The following is a 15,355-nucleotide window of genomic DNA, read 5'->3' on the forward strand; positions in this document are numbered from 1 at the left end:
TCGCCCCTCCTCCGCTAAAATAAAGCCTCATGCGATCTCATCCTCCCATGCCCTTCCCATCCGCATCAATCCCCCTCACCGGGAGGCCGCAATGATGCAGTATCAACCGCAGCTTATGCCGCCGGCAATCCAACGCAAAGCGCCGGCATCGTCTTCCACAACTCTATGGTCGCTCCCCCCGCTGTCAAGACAACCAAGCGTGACATCGACCGTCCACCGTACCGGACCTTTGCCCAAACGGCGAAGGGAACCAAACTCGGCTGAAGACGTTCGCCGCATCAGAACAGCATGGCGGGGCGATAAAAAGCCGCGATCCACGGCCGTACGGGCAGCAACGCCGGGGGACACGAGCGCCTCCTGGAACCACTGAACCGCGGCCCATATTAAAAGCAGCTAATCTATGCTAAGGATGTCTGTCAGCTCAGGGAGAAAAACGATGAAAACGCTGATCGTAACGTCACTCATGGCCCTGTCGGCCAGCACCGCAATGGCCGCGGATGCCGTCTACGAGACGCCCGCACCTCCGGTGGCGCAGGAAACCCTGCCGGTCTTCACCTGGTCTGGCCCCTATCTTGGTATTCAAGGCGGCGCGGGCTGGGCAAATGGTGATTTTTCGGCGGGCGGCCCGGTCGCCTCGGATGATTTCAACGGCGGCATTCTGGGCGCCTTCGTTGGTTACAACTACCAGTTCGACAATAATCTGGTCCTCGGCATCGAAGGTGATGTCGATTATAACTGGAACGACAATGACTATGTTGGCGTCAAGATCGGCACCGACTGGCAGGGTTCCGTTCGCGGCCGTGTCGGTTATGCCTTCGACCATGCCCTGCTTTATGCCACCGCCGGCTGGACCGCGACACGCGGTTTCATCGAAACGCCCGGAGCCGGCAAGGACAGCACCACCTTCAACGGCTACACCGTCGGCGCGGGCCTGGACTATGCCTTCACGGACAATGTGTTCGGCAGGCTGGAATATCGCTACAACGACTATAGCGACAAGGACATCTTCGGCATCAATACCGATGTCGACCAGCACACTGTCAAGGTCGGTCTCGGCGTGAAGTTCTAATCGCGACCGGTCGATTTCGCTAAAAGGCCCGGCCATCCGCCGGGCTTATTTGTTGCTGAAAGCCTGCATCGGCCGCGATCTTCGCCGCCTGGGTTCAGGGAAATATGAACCGTGCAGAAATGAAATGTTCACAGGCCGTTCACCCGTCCCGTGCCATCATCCGGGCATAATGAGCCTCTATCTCCGCAGGCAGGCTTATGGAGTAGCCCCGATGAAAAAGATAATTCTTTCCACTGTTGCCGCGCTGATCGCCACGGGCAGCATTTTTGCATCCTATGGCACTGCCGCCGCGCAGGACTATCCCTATCGCCCGCGCTATGACCGCGGCGGCCCACCCCCACCGCCCTACCGCGAACACCGCCGCCACAATGACGGCGCAGCGATTGCCGGCGGCCTTGCCGCAGGCGTCATCGGCGGCCTGATCGGCGGCGCCATCGCCAACAGCAATAACGGCCCGCGCTACTACGAACCGCCACCGCCGCCCCGCCCCCGCTGCTGGTTCGAAGACCGCCGCGTGCCCAATTCCTATGATGGTGGCTGGCATACGGAAAGTATGCGGGTTTGTAACTGACATTGAAGCTTTTCTCGATCCGGCTTGCCCCATCGGCACGCCGGATCGACGCAGATGCATTCATTCCACTTCCGGAATTTGCCACCAGCATAGCAGAGATCACGCCTCAGACGTGACAGACGCGCGCGCTCGAAGAGCAGCGAAACATCCCAAGCAATTGATGTTGAAAGAAAATGGTGGGCCCGGAGGGACTCGAACCCCCAACCAAGCGGTTATGAGCCGCCGGCTCTAACCATTGAGCTACAGGCCCCTTTCGGAAAATCAGTCCGAAGCACCGGTTCGCAATGGCTCGAATCCGGTGGGTCACGCTCTAACGTAATTTTTTGAGCCCGACAAGCCAATGATGCTTTCGCAAAGCAGCGCCGCCGTATTAGCTACACAATCTAGGGCAATACCCTTCAAAGGGACACAATCAACGAGGAAACACCATGAAGACAAAAACGGCTCGCCTTTTCGCACTCACCGCAATGACCGCAGCAGCCATGATGCCGCTCGCCGCCCAGGTTTCTGCGCAGGAAGCTTCCCCGCGCGAAGCCACCATCAGTGTTTCCGGTGAAGGCCAGTCGGCCATTGTCCCCGACATGGCGATCCTGTCCTTCAGTGTCATCAAGCAGGCGGAGACCGCGGCTGCGGCGCTGACCGAAAACTCCAAGGCGCTTGCCGATGTTCTAAAGGCGCTGAAAGAGGCCGCCATCGAGGACCGCGACCTGCAGACCAGCAACTTTTCGGTGCAACCGCTCTATAAGCACTATGAACCCAAGGACGGCGTCTATGTCGCGCCCGAGATCACCGGCTATCAGGTGTCCAACGGCCTGACCGTGCGGGTGCGCGACCTGAAAAAGCTCGGCGCGATCCTCGATACCTCCGTCAAGCTCGGCATCAACCAGGGCGGCGACATCACCTTCACCAATGACAAGCCGGAAGCGACGGTGACCGAGGCCCGCAAGCAGGCCGTCGCCGATGCTCTCGCCAAGGCGAAGACGCTGACGGAAGCGGCGGGCGTGAAGCTTGGCCGCGTCATTCAGATCAGCGAGAACTCGCAGCGCCCGATGCCGGTACCGGCGGGCATGATGCGTGCTTCGATGATGAAGGAAGCCGACAGCGTGCCGATCGCTTCGGGCGAGAACAGCTACAGCGTGGTGGTCAACGTCACTTTCGCTCTCGAGCAGTAAGATCGGCGGCGGGCGGCACTCCTGTGCCGCTCTTCGCCATCCGAAGTTTGGCCATTGGCATGATACAAAACGAAATGCCCCTCGCCTGCCTTTTTGGACAAGCGAGGGGCATTTTTTAATCGTTCCGCCGGACGGGGGTATCAGCAGATCGATAAGGCTATACGCCGTTAGCGCCGGATCACCGGGCAACCGCGCTCATTGGCGAAAACGATGCGATCACGGCCGCGACGGTCGAAGCCTGCCACCACGACACGGCGCGGCGACACATCAACCACGCGGGCGCGGCGAAGACCCATGCGGCCTGCCTTTTCTTCCGCAAGCCAGGGCGAGCAGCCACGGCGCGGGCGATCCGGACGACCCCAGCCGGGGCGATGGCCATAACCATCCTGAACCTGAACCCTGAACTGAACGTCCGAGCCTGCGGAAGCCGCTGGCGCAGTAACGGAAATTCCACCGAGGGCGATGAGGGCAGCCAGGCCGGCTTTTGCGAAGGTGCTGAACATGAACTCACTCCGTTTGTTTCTTTGCCGACAGGGGAACATCCCCCGGCGATTGACGAGACCCTAGACCCGCCCGCCTGAATATTAACAGAACCGAATGTTCAGCAGGCGTTCAGGGTGCTTAACGCGAAGCATGGCGCTCTGGATCCGTATCTCAGGACGAGATATGCAGCACGATTTCGCGGCGATGCGGCTGGTCACGATGTTCAAAAAGATAAAGGCCCTGCCAAGTGCCGAGCACGAGCCTGCCGTCGCTGATCGGTACGCCAATGGAAACCGTGGTGAGCGCTGATTTGATATGGGCGGGCATATCGTCGGGACCTTCGAGCGTATGGATGATCCAGCGCATGGAGGGATCGTCGGAAGGCGGGACGAGGCGGGAGAAAAACGCCGTGAGATCGCGCCGCACATCGGGATCGGCATTTTCCTGAATGAGCAGCGAGCAGGATGTGTGCCGGACGAAGATCGTCAGCAAGCCTTCTTCCACGCCGGCGTGGCTGACGAACGCCTTGGCCTCGGATGTGAATTCATAAAGTCCCTGCCCCCGGGTGGCGACGATGATTTTTCTCTGCGGCACATTTTTTCCTTCACTGAGCTGGAACAAAATTGGCGATGCCAACGTTTCAGCATGTCAATTTGTATCCGATGACGTAAGGGATACGACAATAGCGTGACGACGGCCCATAAAGCAGAACGGAACACCGGTGTCACAGTTGCAAAAAACGGGGAAGGGTTGGCACTGTCAGAATGAATTATCCAGGCTTACCCTTTTCTTTACGAACACAATGGTCCTCGTCCAAGACAGACACAGGGTGCGAAAGACTGATTCATGGCACCCAGTGATTATCATGTCGATCTGACCAATTGCGACCGCGAACCCATCCACATCCCAGGCTATATTCAACCGCATGGCTGCCTCATCGCCTGCGATAACGCCATGCGCATGGTGCTGCGGCATTCTGAAAACTGCCGCGAAATGCTGGGCGTCGAAGGCGACATCAACGGCAAAACCGCCGAGGAGGTGCTCGGCAAAAAACTTGTCCACGATCTCCGCAATGCGCTCACCGTCACCGGCAGAACCACGCGTCCCGCCATGCTGCCCGCCGTGGAAATGAGCGACGGTCGCGGCTTCGACATTTCGCTCCACCGCTACAAATCCACCACGATCATCGAATTCGAACCCTCCCGCAACGAGACGCAGCCGCTCGGCACCGCGCGCAAGATGGTGGACCGCATCCGCGAAGCGGACAGCGTCGAAAGCCTGATCTCCAGAACGACGCGGCTGATAAAGGCGACGCTCGGCTATGACCGGGTGATGATCTACCGCTTCGAGGAGGATGGCGCAGGCAAGGTCTTGTCGGAAGCGAAGCAGCCGGAGCTGGAAAGCTTTCTCGGGCAATATTTCCCCGCCAGCGACATTCCGCAGCAGGCCCGCGCGCTTTATCTCAAGAATACGCTGCGCATTATCTCGGATGCCAGCGGCGCCCGTGTTCCCGTCCTGCCGGTTGTCGATGCCTCCGGCGAGCCGCTCGATATGTCCTTCGCGCATCTGCGCAGCGTCTCGCCCATCCATTGCGAATATCTTCGCAACATGGGTGTTGCTGCTTCCATGTCGATTTCCGTGATTGTCGACGGTGCGCTGTGGGGCTTGATCGCCTGCCACCATTATTCGCCGCGCGTGCTGACGATGCCAGTCCGGATCGCTGCGGAAATGTTCGGGGAATTTTTCTCCATGCATTTGCAGGTTCTAAAGCAGAAGCGCAGGCTCGATACCGTCAACCATGCCCATGCCGCTCTTGACCGCTTCCTTCAGCTTGCCGCCCATCACGCCAACATTGAAGAACTGCTGGTCGACAGCTTTCAGGATTTTGCCGATCTGATGCCCTGCGACGGCGTTGGGCTCTGGGTCGATAACAACTGGCACGGCCATGGCGCAACGCCGCCGCATAATGCCATTCCAAGGCTGGCGCGTTTTGTCGCTTCGGCTTCGGAAGGCAAGGTCTGGGCGACGCACGCCCTCTCGCAGGCCATACCGGAAGCGGAAATCTACGCCGGCACCGCGGCGGGAATGCTCGCTATCCCGCTGTCGCAGGTCAAGAACGACTATCTCCTGTTTTTCCGCAAGGAGATCGTGCAAAATCTGAACTGGGCCGGCAATCCTGAAAAATCCTATGAGACCGGCCCGATGGGCGACCGCCTTACCCCGCGCAAGAGCTTTGCGATCTGGAAAGAGACGGTCCGCTTGCAGGCGCAGCCCTGGTCGGAAGCCGACCGGGAGATCGCGGAAGCGGCGAGAATTGCGCTGGTCGAGGTCGCATTCCATCACAGCGAGCTGATGGCGGGCGAGAGGGAACGCGCGGAAGTGCGTCAGCGCATGCTGAACGAGGAGCTCAACCACCGCGTCAAGAATGTTCTGGCCATCATCAAATCGCTGGTCGGCAATCCCTCGCAGGAGGGCAAGACCTTGCAGGAATATGTGACCGCCCTGAAGGGCCGCATTCAGGCATTGTCCTTTGCCCATGACCAGATCATTCGCGGCGAAGGCGGCGGCGCGCTGCGCGATCTTCTGGATGCCGAACTGTCGCCGCATCGCTCTCCGGAAACGACGGTGAAGCTTGAAGGCCCCCAGGTCACACTCGATTCCCGCGCTTTCTCGGTGATGGCGCTGGTTCTGCACGAACTGGCGACGAATGCCGCCAAATACGGCGCGCTTTCGCAAAATGGCGGGCAATTGCATGTGCGCTGGGACATCAACGAGAACCGCGATTGCGAGATCGAGTGGCGTGAAATCCTGCCGACCAAACTGCCGACGCCATCGCGCGCCGGTTTCGGTACGGCACTCATCAGCCGCAGTATTCCTTATGACCTCGGTGGGCGCAGCACCATGCGCTATCTGCCGGATGGGCTGGAGGCGGAAATTTTCCTGCCCTCCCGTCACGTCTCGTCGGCCACGGCAAGTACCGACACGCGAACCGAACTTGAAATTGCGCCGCAGCCCAGACGCTATAACCGGGAGGAGCCATTGAAAGTCTTACTCGTCGAAGACCAGATGCTGATCGCCATGGATGTCGAGAACATGCTGGAAGATAATGGCATCAAGGCAATCGAAACCGCAACCTCGTCGGCGATGGCAATTGAAAAGCTGAAGAGCTATGTGCCTGATGTGGCTATTCTCGACATCAATCTCGGCTCGGACACCTCAATTCCCGTCGCCCGCGAACTGCACCGCCGTGGCATTCCGTTCATGTTCGCCACCGGTTATGCGGATGGCAGCATGGTGCCGGATGAATTCGGCGCCGTCCCGGTGATCCGCAAGCCCTATGACGAGGATGCGCTGATGGCGGGCATTGGGCTGCTGGTGGGGGATGCGGAGCGGGTGTAGGAGATTGATACGAACCAGCCCTACTGAAATCTTGTAAAGCCGCGCTTTTTCGCGTCTTCCGGGCTGACCTCATTCCCAATTTTAAACCGGAATTCCGTCACCGTGTAATTTTCCAGATCGACTTCACACTGGAACGAAACGTCATGCCAGCCATTGCCCGTGTTGAACGCGCCGCCGGAAGCATCGATTGAGTTACCGGAAATCCTGCCGCCCGTGTCCGAATAGGGGATCATGCCCCTGGCGGCAAATCCTGCGCTCTGAATCTGGGCCAGGGCTTCGGTGCTGCAAAGCTGAACGACGCGGCGACGTGGTGGCAGATCGCCAAACATCTGACGTCTCTGGGCCGGTGACAGCATGGACGAAGACAGGAGGTTTTTGGCCGCCGGAAGTTTTACGGGTTTCTTTTCCGTCACTTCCGCCGGCTTTTCTTCAGTTGGCTTGGCCTGCGGTACAGGCGGTTGATCGGGCTGCGTTTCTTCCTTCACGGGTGAAACCGCGATTTCCCCCTGTGCGGCGGAAGCCTCAAGATCGCTGTTGGCGGCAGGAGCTGCGGGCTTTTCCTCAGCCGTTTTTTCAGGCTGGCTTGCAGGCTCTTCGGAAGGCTCGGTCTTTTCCGCTTCCTCCGTCTTGCCCGGCTTGTCCTCGGGATCCGCCCGCGTTTCCTCAGGCCGCATGGCGATGGCCGGTAGCGTCGCCTGTGGCGGCGGCAAAGTTTTCGCGTCTTCTGCCGGAGGAGCTGGCGGCGGAGGTGGCGGAGGTTCTGGCTTTTCCTCTTTAGCCTTCTCTTCACCCGGCGAAGGGGCCTCTTCCGCCTTTTTTTCCTCGGGCGGCGGCACGAGTTCGACGCTGACGCTCTCCGGCTCCTGCGGTTCGGCTATCCGCTCCGGCAATTCAAAAAAGAACAGTGCGACAACGGCCAGATGCAGCAGCACGGAGATGGGCACTGCCCATCCCTTCCCTTTCCACCTGCTTGCCGAAACCTGTTGCATCAATCGAACCAAATCGAAACCGAGCATTTCCGGCAAAGCGGAAAGCGATATGTTTCACACATAGGGCTTGTCGCAGAGTTCGCCAGTGCGGGAAACAAAAAACCCGGCCAGAGGTGACTGACCGGGTTCAATTTTAAAAGAAATAAACAGCTTAGCTGTCGAGGAAGCTCCGGAGCTTTCGCGAACGGCTCGGATGCTTCAGCTTGCGCAGCGCCTTCGCCTCGATCTGGCGGATACGTTCGCGCGTCACCGAGAACTGCTGGCCGACTTCTTCCAACGTATGGTCGGTGTTCATGCCGATGCCGAAACGCATGCGCAGAACACGTTCTTCACGCGGCGTCAGCGAAGCGAGAACGCGGGTGGTCGTCTCGCGCAGGTTCGCCTGAATGGCGGCGTCGATCGGCAGCAGCGCGTTCTTATCCTCGATGAAGTCACCGAGATGCGAATCCTCTTCGTCACCCACGGGGGTTTCGAGCGAAATCGGCTCCTTGGCGATCTTCAGAACCTTGCGCACCTTTTCAAGCGGCATGGCGAGCTTCTCGGCCAGCTCTTCCGGGGTCGGTTCGCGGCCGATCTCGTGCAGCATCTGGCGCGACGTGCGAACGATCTTGTTGATCGTTTCGATCATATGCACCGGAATACGGATCGTGCGGGCCTGGTCGGCAATCGAACGGGTGATCGCCTGCCTGATCCACCAGGTCGCATAGGTCGAGAACTTGTAACCACGGCGATATTCGAACTTATCAACCGCCTTCATCAGGCCGATATTGCCTTCCTGAATGAGATCGAGGAACTGCAGACCGCGATTGGTGTATTTCTTCGCAATCGAGATCACCAGACGCAGGTTGGCCTCGACCATCTCCTTCTTGGCGATCCGCGCTTCGCGCTCGCCCTTCTGCACCATCGAAACGATGCGGCGGAATTCGGCGATGGAAATGCCGGTTTCCGTGGAGAGGTTCTGGATTTCCTGACGGATTTCCCGGATCGTGTTGCTTTCCTCGCGAGCGAATTCCTTCCAGCCGCGGGCGGCCAGATTGGCAATCGACTTCATCCAGTTCGGATCGAGTTCCGCACCGTGATACTGCTCAAGGAAGCTGTCACGCTTGACGCCATAGGATTCGGCAAGGCGCAGCAGCCGGCCTTCATTCTGCATCAGGCGCTTGGAAATATCGTAGAGCTGCTCGACAAGGCTGTCGATACGGTTCTGGTTCAGCGACAGCGACTTGACGGCCGTGATCAGCTGATCCTTCAGTTCCTTGTACCGACGCTCCTGGCCGGAAGACAGGGTGCCGGTGCAGGCGAGACGCGCTTCCACCTGCTGATCCTGAAGCTTGCGCAGCTTCTTGTAGGTGTCGGCGATGGTGTCGAGCGTTTCCATGACCTGCGGGCGCAGTTCGGCTTCCATCGCGGCAAGCGAAAGATTGGACTCGTCGTCGTCCTCTTCTTCCTCTTCTGGCGGAAGGCCGTCACCACCCACATCCGTCACGTCATCGTCACCGGAAGGTGCACGCAGCTTGCGGGTCTTTTCCTTCTCTTCGGCGGCCTTGCGGTCGGCCTCGATCTTTTCCGGACTCTGGAACTGGGGAGCCGCCTTGGCTTCCGGACCGGAATAGGTGGTTTCGAGATCGATGATCTCACGCAGCAGCGTCGTACCTTCGTTGAGTTCGTCGCGCCAGATAATCAGCGCCTGAAACGTCAGCGGGCTTTCGCACAGGCCGGAAATCATAGTTTCACGGCCGGCCTCGATGCGCTTGGCAATGGCGATTTCGCCTTCGCGCGACAGAAGCTCGACGGAACCCATCTCACGCAGATACATGCGCACGGGGTCGTCAGTGCGGTCGGTCGGTTCTTTCTTCTTTGCGGTCGCAAGCGCGGTGCCGCCGGAAGGAGCGAGTTCGCCGCCCTCGGATTCCTCACCATCGGAATCGCCGTCGTCGTCACTGCCGGCAGCTTCCTCGGCGTCCTCGTCCTCGATGACGTTGATGCCCATGTCGGACAGCATCGCCATCGTGTCCTCGATCTGCTCGGAGGTCACCTCTTCGGACGGCAGGACGGAATTCAACTCGTCCATCGTTACATAGCCGCGCTTCTTGGCGGCCTTGATCATTTTCTTGACCGCGTCATCCGAAAGGTCGAGAAGCGGGCCGTCCGTCGCACCGTCGCGTTCGTTTTCTGCTTCTTCGTTTTCTTTGACTTTGGTTGCCATCTATCTCGTCGCTTTCCCTGACGCTAACACCTGTTCCGCAGCATCGCCGTCCGCCCCTTGAGCATCCAGCGTTTGCCGCGAATCACTGTCAGACACCTAACGGAGTGATCTTTAATTGCCGATTAACCACGGCAGCCTCAGGCAGAATGCAAAGACAGTGCACCCGGAAATGCTTGCTCATGCAATTTCTATCCGCCAAGGCTCATTCCACTTTACTATTCATGAAATGGTGATTCCCGCTATTTCCCCCCCCGTCAAGCCTTTAAGGGCGAGACAGCCAAGGAAATTCTTAAAAAGAGCCGCATTTTGCGGGTTATCACCAGACTAACCCCTATTTAGGACGCCTGCCGCAAAAGGCAACCCCACCCGCCTTTCAATTCTTGGCCAGGCCTCTCAGCCATGGCCGAAGGCCGGCCCCTTCACCCGGCCGGACATGACCCCGAAACCATCGATGATAGCCTCCTGATTTTCCATACGACCGATTTCAAGCTGAACTTCGGCCAGCGCCCGCACCAGAAGTGTGCCGCGCTCGTCGTCTGTCGCTTCGGCGATTTCGCGCTCCAGTTCCTTTTTTTGCCAGAGCAGGGATTTCGTCCTCTTATGCAGGGAAAGAGCCTGCACGTATCCCTCGCGCGCATCCTCCATCGCCGCCTGCTCCGTCGCCGTCCACAGGCGGGCATTGCGAACCTGCTGATCCATCGCCTTCAGAAGCACCTCGAAACCCTGTTGCGACAGGCGCTCGATCAACCCGGCCCGCGAAATATCCGCCGCACTTTCCGCCGCATATGTCAGCACCGTCGACCACAGGCGCTGCAGATCGCGGTTCTCGTAATCGATGGCGGCGATCTCGTCATATTCCTCGAGCAGCAATTCGGGATGATTGACGATGGTGATGGCGAGAACGCTTTCCCGGAGCGAAGGCTTGGTCTGGTAACCCCTGACGAGACCCGATTGCGCCAGCCGGTCTGAAATGCTGCTGGCCGGTGCGGCCATCGCCCCGCCCCGCCCCGGCGCATTGCGCTGGAAACCGCGTCCCGCCGGCTGAGCGCCATTGCGACGGAAATTGCCGCCCTGTGCTCCGCCCTGCTGAAAACGCGGCTGGAAAAAGCCGTTCAGCCTCTCGCGCATATCCTGTTGGTAAAAGCGGCGCACCGTCTCGTCGCCGATCACGGCCACGATCTGCCGCAGCCGGCTTTCGAGCTGGGCGCGCTTTTCCGGCGTATCGAAAGTGACGCCGGAGGTCTCACGGCTCCAGATCATCGCGGCAAGCGGCTTGGCTTCCGAAAGCACCCGGTCGAAGGGCGCACGCCCCTCCAGCCGCACGAGATCGTCCGGGTCCTTGCCATCGGGCAGAAGCGCGAAGCTGACGGAACGATCCGGCTTGATATGCGGTAAGGCGAGATCGGCCGCACGGTTTGCGGCGCGAATGCCAGCGCCATCGCCATCGAAGCAGAGGACCGGCTGCGGTGACATTTTCCAGAGAAGGTCGAGCTGGCTTTCGGTCAGCGCCGTGCCGAGCGGCGCGACGGCATTTTCCACACCCGCCTGATAGAGCGCGATAACATCCATGTAACCTTCGACGGCAATGACCGAACCGCCTGCCGCCTGCGAGGCGCGCCGTGCGCGGGCGAAATTATAGAGAACATTGCCCTTGTGAAAGAGCTCGGTCTCGTTGGAATTGAGATATTTCGCCACCGCATCCGCCGCCATGGCGCGGCCGCCGAAAGCAATCACCTTTTCCCGTGACGACAGGATCGGGAACATGATCCGGTCGCGGAACCGGTCATAGGAGACGGGCACATTCTCATGCACCACCAGCCCGCAGGCTTCCATCTGCTCCTTCGTCACACCCTTGCTCGCCAGATGCTCCTTCAGCGCATTGCGGCTATCGGGCGCATAACCCAGCCGGAACGTCTCGATGGTGCGCCCGGTCAGCCCACGATCACGCAAGTAAGCCCGCGCCCGAGCGCCAAGCGCCGTTTGCAGCTGATCCTGAAAGAACAGCGTCGCCATTTCCATGACGTCCTGCAGCGAGGTCCGCTCGCGTTCCCGCTTTTCCGCCTGCGGATCGGGCTGCGGCATGGAAATGCCGGCCATATCGGCGATCTGCTGCACGGCCTCCGGAAAACTTAAGCCCTCAAGCTCGGTCAGAAAGCGGAAGTGATCGCCGGAAACGCCGCAACCGAAGCAATGGTAGCGCCCCTTGCGATCCTCGCAATGGAAGCTCGGGCTTTTCTCGCCATGGAACGGGCAGCAGGCCCAATAATCCCCGCGCGACGTATTGGTCTTCTTCTTATCCCAGGACACACGTCGGCCGATCACATCGGAGATGCTCACGCGGTCGCGTATCTCATCGAGGAAAGAATTGGAAAAGCGCATGGGTTACCTGTTCGAGGCCAGTCTTTCATATAAGCGCATAAGAGCCGCAATACAAAATGGAGAGATAAACAATACCCACTATTCACAGGCGGCATTGACATGGTGTATATACAGAAGAACATACGGGTGTATATACATATTCGACGCATGCGTGCCTATGAACTGACATCAGTTGTAGGCAGCGCATGGAATCGATTTCGAGGACGCTGTCGAGGCACTGTTCGAGCCTCATATCGAATTACCTTCTGACCAAAATGGAGAGGTTCGCATACGCGCTATTTGCCCATTCACGGGGCGCCTCATAGCTGTCGTTTATACGATGCGGGGCGAGACATGTCGGATCATATCGGCGCGCGCGGCGAGAAAAAATGAGCAACAACTCTATAATGCGAACTACCCTGGAAGAAATTCGCGCTAAGCGCGCTCGCGGCGAGAAGAGCGCGACCGACTGGGCGCGCGTCGACGCCCTGACCGACGAGGATATCGACCGCGCCACGCGCGATGATCCCGATTGGGCCGGCTTTGAAGATATCGATTGGTCGAAGGCCGAAGTGGTTTTCCCTACTCCCAAACAGTCAATTTCCATTCGCGTCGATCAGGATGTCGTGGATTTCTTCAAGGCCACAGGAAAGGGTTATCAAACCCGCATGAATGCCGTCCTGCGCCACTATGTGCACGAGCAAAAAAAGCGGCAAGGCTAAGGGCGGCAAAGCCCTTTCGCCTGCTTTGGGCAAATTTGTGGCACTGCATCATCACTAAAAATTATGTTTTTGTAATTTGAGCAGTCTCTCCGCGCGATGTAAAAACATAGCCACAGTCAAAGAAACGAAATCGCAGAAATCTGCCGACGCCCGCAGGCACGTCCCCCGAAAAACGCCTGCGTTTGAGAGCATTCTGATCCGCCGGAATGCGTTTTTGTCGACAGAAAAAAGGCAGGGCAGCCCACATCTGCCCTGCCTTTACTTTTTAGAGTGTTTTTCGCTTATCTTCGAATCGCAAAAATACTCTTACTCTTTGTTTTGGCGCATTTCCGGACGGAAAACCGGGTTCCACTTTTCCTGGAAGTGCTTGGATCCCCGAACTTACTTCAGCAAATCCTTGACGACGCCGGAAGCCTTCGCGAAGTCGATCTGGCCGGGATAACGCTCCTTCAGCGCGTTCATGCACTTGCCCATGTCACGCAGGCCGGCGGCGCCGGTCTCGGCTATGACGGCTTGGCAGAGTTCGCGCACCTTCTCGGCCGGGATTTCCTCCGGCATGAATTCCTTGATGATGACGATTTCCTCGCGCTCCTGAGCGGCAAGCTCGGGACGGCCGGCGCCTTCATAGATATTTGCGGATTCTTCCCGCTGCTTCACCATCTTGGTCAGAATCTGCATGATATCTTCGTCGCTGACGGGGTCCTTGCCCACGCCGCGATTGGCGATATCCCGATCCTTGATGGCAGTCTGGATGAGACGCACGGTCGAGGTGCGGCGTGCATCACGACCCTTCAATGCGTCCTTCAAAGCGGTTGCGAACGTGTCGCGCATCATTTTTCTTCTCCTTGGGAAAGCGCTTTCCGCAGCGTCTTGATACGGAAACTTTCCACCTCATTTTGCGAAACGACATAAACGAGCAGACACGCTCAAGCAAATCAAATGCATAAGACCTTGAAAATACGGTGGTTTAATTCCGCGTAAATCTTGGCCCTGCGGTTGACCGCTTGGGCTGCTTTCGTTATTTTCCGGCACCTGCACGAGATTTTAACGAAGGGTCGGAACGCGAGCTTTATCGCGCGCCCCTTTATGTCACGAAGCCTGCGACAAAAATGGCCCCTTACCCCCTGCCTTTCAAGAGGCGGGGTGCGAAGCGGCAGAAACGGAACGAGATGACCGAGACAGCGCCCTGGACTACCCGCAAACCGACCGCAATGCTTGTTCTTGCCGATGGCACGGTGATTGAAGGAACGGGCATCGGCGCAACCGGCAAGGTTCAGGCCGAGGTCTGCTTCAATACGGCGCTGACGGGTTACGAGGAAATCCTCACCGACCCTTCCTATCTTGGCCAGATCGTTACCTTCACCTTCCCGCATATCGGCAATGTCGGCGCCAATGACGAAGACATTGAAGACCTCACACCCGCCGCCCGCCGCGGCGCCGTCGGCGTCATCTTCAAGGCCGATATCACCGACCCTTCGAATTTCCGCGCCGTCAAGCATCTGGATGCCTGGCTGAAGGCCCGCGGCGTCATCGGCCTCTGCGGCATCGACACCCGCGCGCTGACGGCCTGGATCCGCGAAAACGGTGCGCCGAACGCGGTCATCGCCCATGATCCGAACGGCGTTTTCGACATCGAGGCGCTGAAGGCGGAAGCCAAGGCATGGAGCGGTCTCGTCGGCCTCGATCTCGCGATCGAAGCGACATCCGGCCAGTCCTCCACCTGGACGGAAACGCCATGGGTATGGAACAAGGGTTACGGCACGCTCGGCGAAGCCGATGCGAAGTACCACGTCGTCTGCGTCGATTTCGGCGTCAAGCGCAACATCCTGCGCCTCTTTGCCGGTTTGGACTGCAAGGTTACGGTCGTTCCGGCGCAGACGTCTGCGGAAGACATCATGGCGCTGAAGCCGGATGGCGTGTTCCTCTCCAACGGTCCGGGAGACCCGGCTGCGACGGGCGAATATGCCGTTCCCGTCATCCAGAACCTCATCAAGACCGACCTGCCGATCTTCGGCATTTGCCTCGGTCACCAAATGCTCGGTCTTGCCGTGGGCGCAAAGACCGAGAAGATGCATCAGGGCCATCACGGCGCGAACCACCCGGTGAAGGACTTCACGACCGGCAAGGTTGAAATCGTTTCGATGAACCACGGCTTTGCGGTCGATACCAAGTCGCTGCCCGAGGGCGTCGAGGAAACCCATATCTCGCTGTTCGATGGCACCAATTGCGGCCTGCGCATCACCGGCAAGCCGGTCTTCTCCGTCCAGCACCATCCGGAAGCATCGCCGGGCCCGCAGGACAGCCACTATCTCTTCCGCCGCTTCGTCAACCTGCTGCGTGAAAAGAAGGGTGAGGCAGCGCTCGCCGAGCGCTGATACTTTTCCAA

At 58.8% G+C, this 15,355-nt stretch carries 13 protein-coding genes and 1 tRNA gene; 7 read left to right on the forward strand and 7 right to left on the reverse strand.

Annotation, left to right across the window (positions count from 1 at the left end; genetic code table 11):
- Window positions 1–436: 436 nt before the first annotated feature.
- Both O9X91_RS04965 and O9X91_RS04970 read left to right on the forward strand, forming a co-directional pair.
- Window positions 437–1,069: an outer membrane protein gene (locus tag O9X91_RS04965; RefSeq protein WP_142911653.1), complete on the forward strand. Its 633-nt coding sequence runs from the start codon at window positions 437–439 to the stop codon at window positions 1,067–1,069.
- A gap of 211 nt (window positions 1,070–1,280) precedes the next feature.
- Window positions 1,281–1,640, forward strand: a complete 360-nt coding sequence (locus O9X91_RS04970; protein WP_162520302.1) for a hypothetical protein — start codon at window positions 1,281–1,283, stop codon at window positions 1,638–1,640.
- A 174-nt stretch (window positions 1,641–1,814) separates the two neighbouring features.
- On the opposite strand, the gene O9X91_RS04975 is transcribed toward O9X91_RS04970, so the two are convergent.
- Window positions 1,815–1,890: transfer RNA gene (locus tag O9X91_RS04975), tRNA-Ile, on the reverse strand.
- Between the two features lie 178 nt (window positions 1,891–2,068).
- On the opposite strand from O9X91_RS04975, the gene O9X91_RS04980 reads away from it, so the two are divergent.
- Window positions 2,069–2,812 carry an SIMPL domain-containing protein gene (locus O9X91_RS04980; protein WP_142911704.1) on the forward strand — a complete coding sequence of 248 codons (744 nt, stop codon included), beginning with the start codon at window positions 2,069–2,071 and terminating at the stop codon, window positions 2,810–2,812.
- Between the two features lie 167 nt (window positions 2,813–2,979).
- Here O9X91_RS04980 and O9X91_RS04985 read toward each other — a convergent pair whose 3' ends face one another.
- Window positions 2,980–3,315 carry a hypothetical protein gene (locus O9X91_RS04985; protein WP_137410730.1) on the reverse strand — a complete coding sequence of 112 codons (336 nt, stop codon included), beginning with the start codon at window positions 3,313–3,315 and terminating at the stop codon, window positions 2,980–2,982.
- A gap of 151 nt (window positions 3,316–3,466) precedes the next feature.
- Window positions 3,467–3,889, reverse strand: coding sequence for a secondary thiamine-phosphate synthase enzyme YjbQ (locus tag O9X91_RS04990; RefSeq protein WP_142911705.1), 423 nt, complete (start codon window positions 3,887–3,889; stop codon window positions 3,467–3,469).
- Between the two features lie 252 nt (window positions 3,890–4,141).
- On the opposite strand from O9X91_RS04990, the gene O9X91_RS04995 reads away from it, so the two are divergent.
- Complete coding sequence (locus O9X91_RS04995) at window positions 4,142–6,694, forward strand: HWE histidine kinase domain-containing protein (protein WP_269833378.1); 2,553 nt, start codon at window positions 4,142–4,144, stop codon at window positions 6,692–6,694.
- 20 nt (window positions 6,695–6,714) lie between these two features.
- Here O9X91_RS04995 and O9X91_RS05000 read toward each other — a convergent pair whose 3' ends face one another.
- The 3 genes from O9X91_RS05000 to dnaG all read right to left on the reverse strand — a co-directional run bounded on the left by O9X91_RS05000 (window position 6,715) and on the right by dnaG (window position 12,268).
- Window positions 6,715–7,638 (reverse strand): DUF930 domain-containing protein, encoded by a 924-nt coding sequence (locus O9X91_RS05000; RefSeq protein ID WP_269826270.1) that lies wholly within the window; start codon window positions 7,636–7,638, stop codon window positions 6,715–6,717.
- Window positions 7,639–7,834: 196 nt separating this feature from the next.
- A complete protein-coding gene (gene rpoD / locus O9X91_RS05005; RefSeq protein ID WP_077983090.1) occupies window positions 7,835–9,889 on the reverse strand; it encodes an RNA polymerase sigma factor RpoD in 2,055 nt (684 codons plus the stop codon).
- Between the two features lie 393 nt (window positions 9,890–10,282).
- On the reverse strand, window positions 10,283–12,268 hold the full coding sequence (gene dnaG / locus O9X91_RS05010) for a DNA primase (RefSeq protein ID WP_142911708.1): 1,986 nt from the start codon (window positions 12,266–12,268) through the stop codon (window positions 10,283–10,285).
- A 232-nt stretch (window positions 12,269–12,500) separates the two neighbouring features.
- On the opposite strand from dnaG, the gene O9X91_RS05015 reads away from it, so the two are divergent.
- Window positions 12,501–12,686: a BrnT family toxin gene (locus O9X91_RS05015; protein WP_244614211.1), complete on the forward strand. Its 186-nt coding sequence runs from the start codon at window positions 12,501–12,503 to the stop codon at window positions 12,684–12,686.
- Entirely contained in the window at window positions 12,637–12,969 is a 333-nt protein-coding gene (locus O9X91_RS05020) for a BrnA antitoxin family protein (RefSeq protein WP_142911709.1), read from the forward strand. The genes O9X91_RS05015 and O9X91_RS05020 overlap by 50 nt, the downstream gene beginning before the upstream one ends.
- Before the next feature lie 381 nt (window positions 12,970–13,350).
- On the opposite strand, the gene O9X91_RS05025 is transcribed toward O9X91_RS05020, so the two are convergent.
- Window positions 13,351–13,803: a GatB/YqeY domain-containing protein gene (locus tag O9X91_RS05025; protein ID WP_077983088.1), complete on the reverse strand. Its 453-nt coding sequence runs from the start codon at window positions 13,801–13,803 to the stop codon at window positions 13,351–13,353.
- 335 nt (window positions 13,804–14,138) lie between these two features.
- Between O9X91_RS05025 and carA the strand changes: the two genes are divergently transcribed.
- Window positions 14,139–15,344: a glutamine-hydrolyzing carbamoyl-phosphate synthase small subunit gene (gene carA / locus O9X91_RS05030; RefSeq protein WP_077983104.1), complete on the forward strand. Its 1,206-nt coding sequence runs from the start codon at window positions 14,139–14,141 to the stop codon at window positions 15,342–15,344.
- Window positions 15,345–15,355: the final 11 nt, after the last annotated feature.

The sequence above is a fragment of the Agrobacterium salinitolerans genome, from assembly GCF_027498475.1.
Classification (GTDB): Bacteria; Pseudomonadota; Alphaproteobacteria; order Rhizobiales; family Rhizobiaceae; genus Agrobacterium; species Agrobacterium salinitolerans.

What these genes read in the sequence shown, in the direction of transcription:
- O9X91_RS04970 (WP_162520302.1), top strand. Translation starts at nt 1,281, where the DNA reads ATGAAAAAGATAATTCTTTCCACTGTTGCCGCGCTGATCGCCACGGGC.
- O9X91_RS04980 (WP_142911704.1), top strand. Translation starts at nt 2,069, where the DNA reads ATGAAGACAAAAACGGCTCGCCTTTTCGCACTCACCGCAATGACCGCA.
- rpoD (WP_077983090.1), bottom strand. Translation starts at nt 9,889, where the DNA reads ATGGCAACCAAAGTCAAAGAAAACGAAGAAGCAGAAAACGAACGCGAC.
- carA (WP_077983104.1), top strand. Translation starts at nt 14,139, where the DNA reads ATGACCGAGACAGCGCCCTGGACTACCCGCAAACCGACCGCAATGCTT.
- O9X91_RS05020 (WP_142911709.1), top strand. Translation starts at nt 12,637, where the DNA reads ATGAGCAACAACTCTATAATGCGAACTACCCTGGAAGAAATTCGCGCT.
- dnaG (WP_142911708.1), bottom strand. Translation starts at nt 12,268, where the DNA reads ATGCGCTTTTCCAATTCTTTCCTCGATGAGATACGCGACCGCGTGAGC.
- O9X91_RS04985 (WP_137410730.1), bottom strand. Translation starts at nt 3,315, where the DNA reads ATGTTCAGCACCTTCGCAAAAGCCGGCCTGGCTGCCCTCATCGCCCTC.
- O9X91_RS05025 (WP_077983088.1), bottom strand. Translation starts at nt 13,803, where the DNA reads ATGATGCGCGACACGTTCGCAACCGCTTTGAAGGACGCATTGAAGGGT.
- O9X91_RS04995 (WP_269833378.1), top strand. Translation starts at nt 4,142, where the DNA reads ATGGCACCCAGTGATTATCATGTCGATCTGACCAATTGCGACCGCGAA.
- O9X91_RS04965 (WP_142911653.1), top strand. Translation starts at nt 437, where the DNA reads ATGAAAACGCTGATCGTAACGTCACTCATGGCCCTGTCGGCCAGCACC.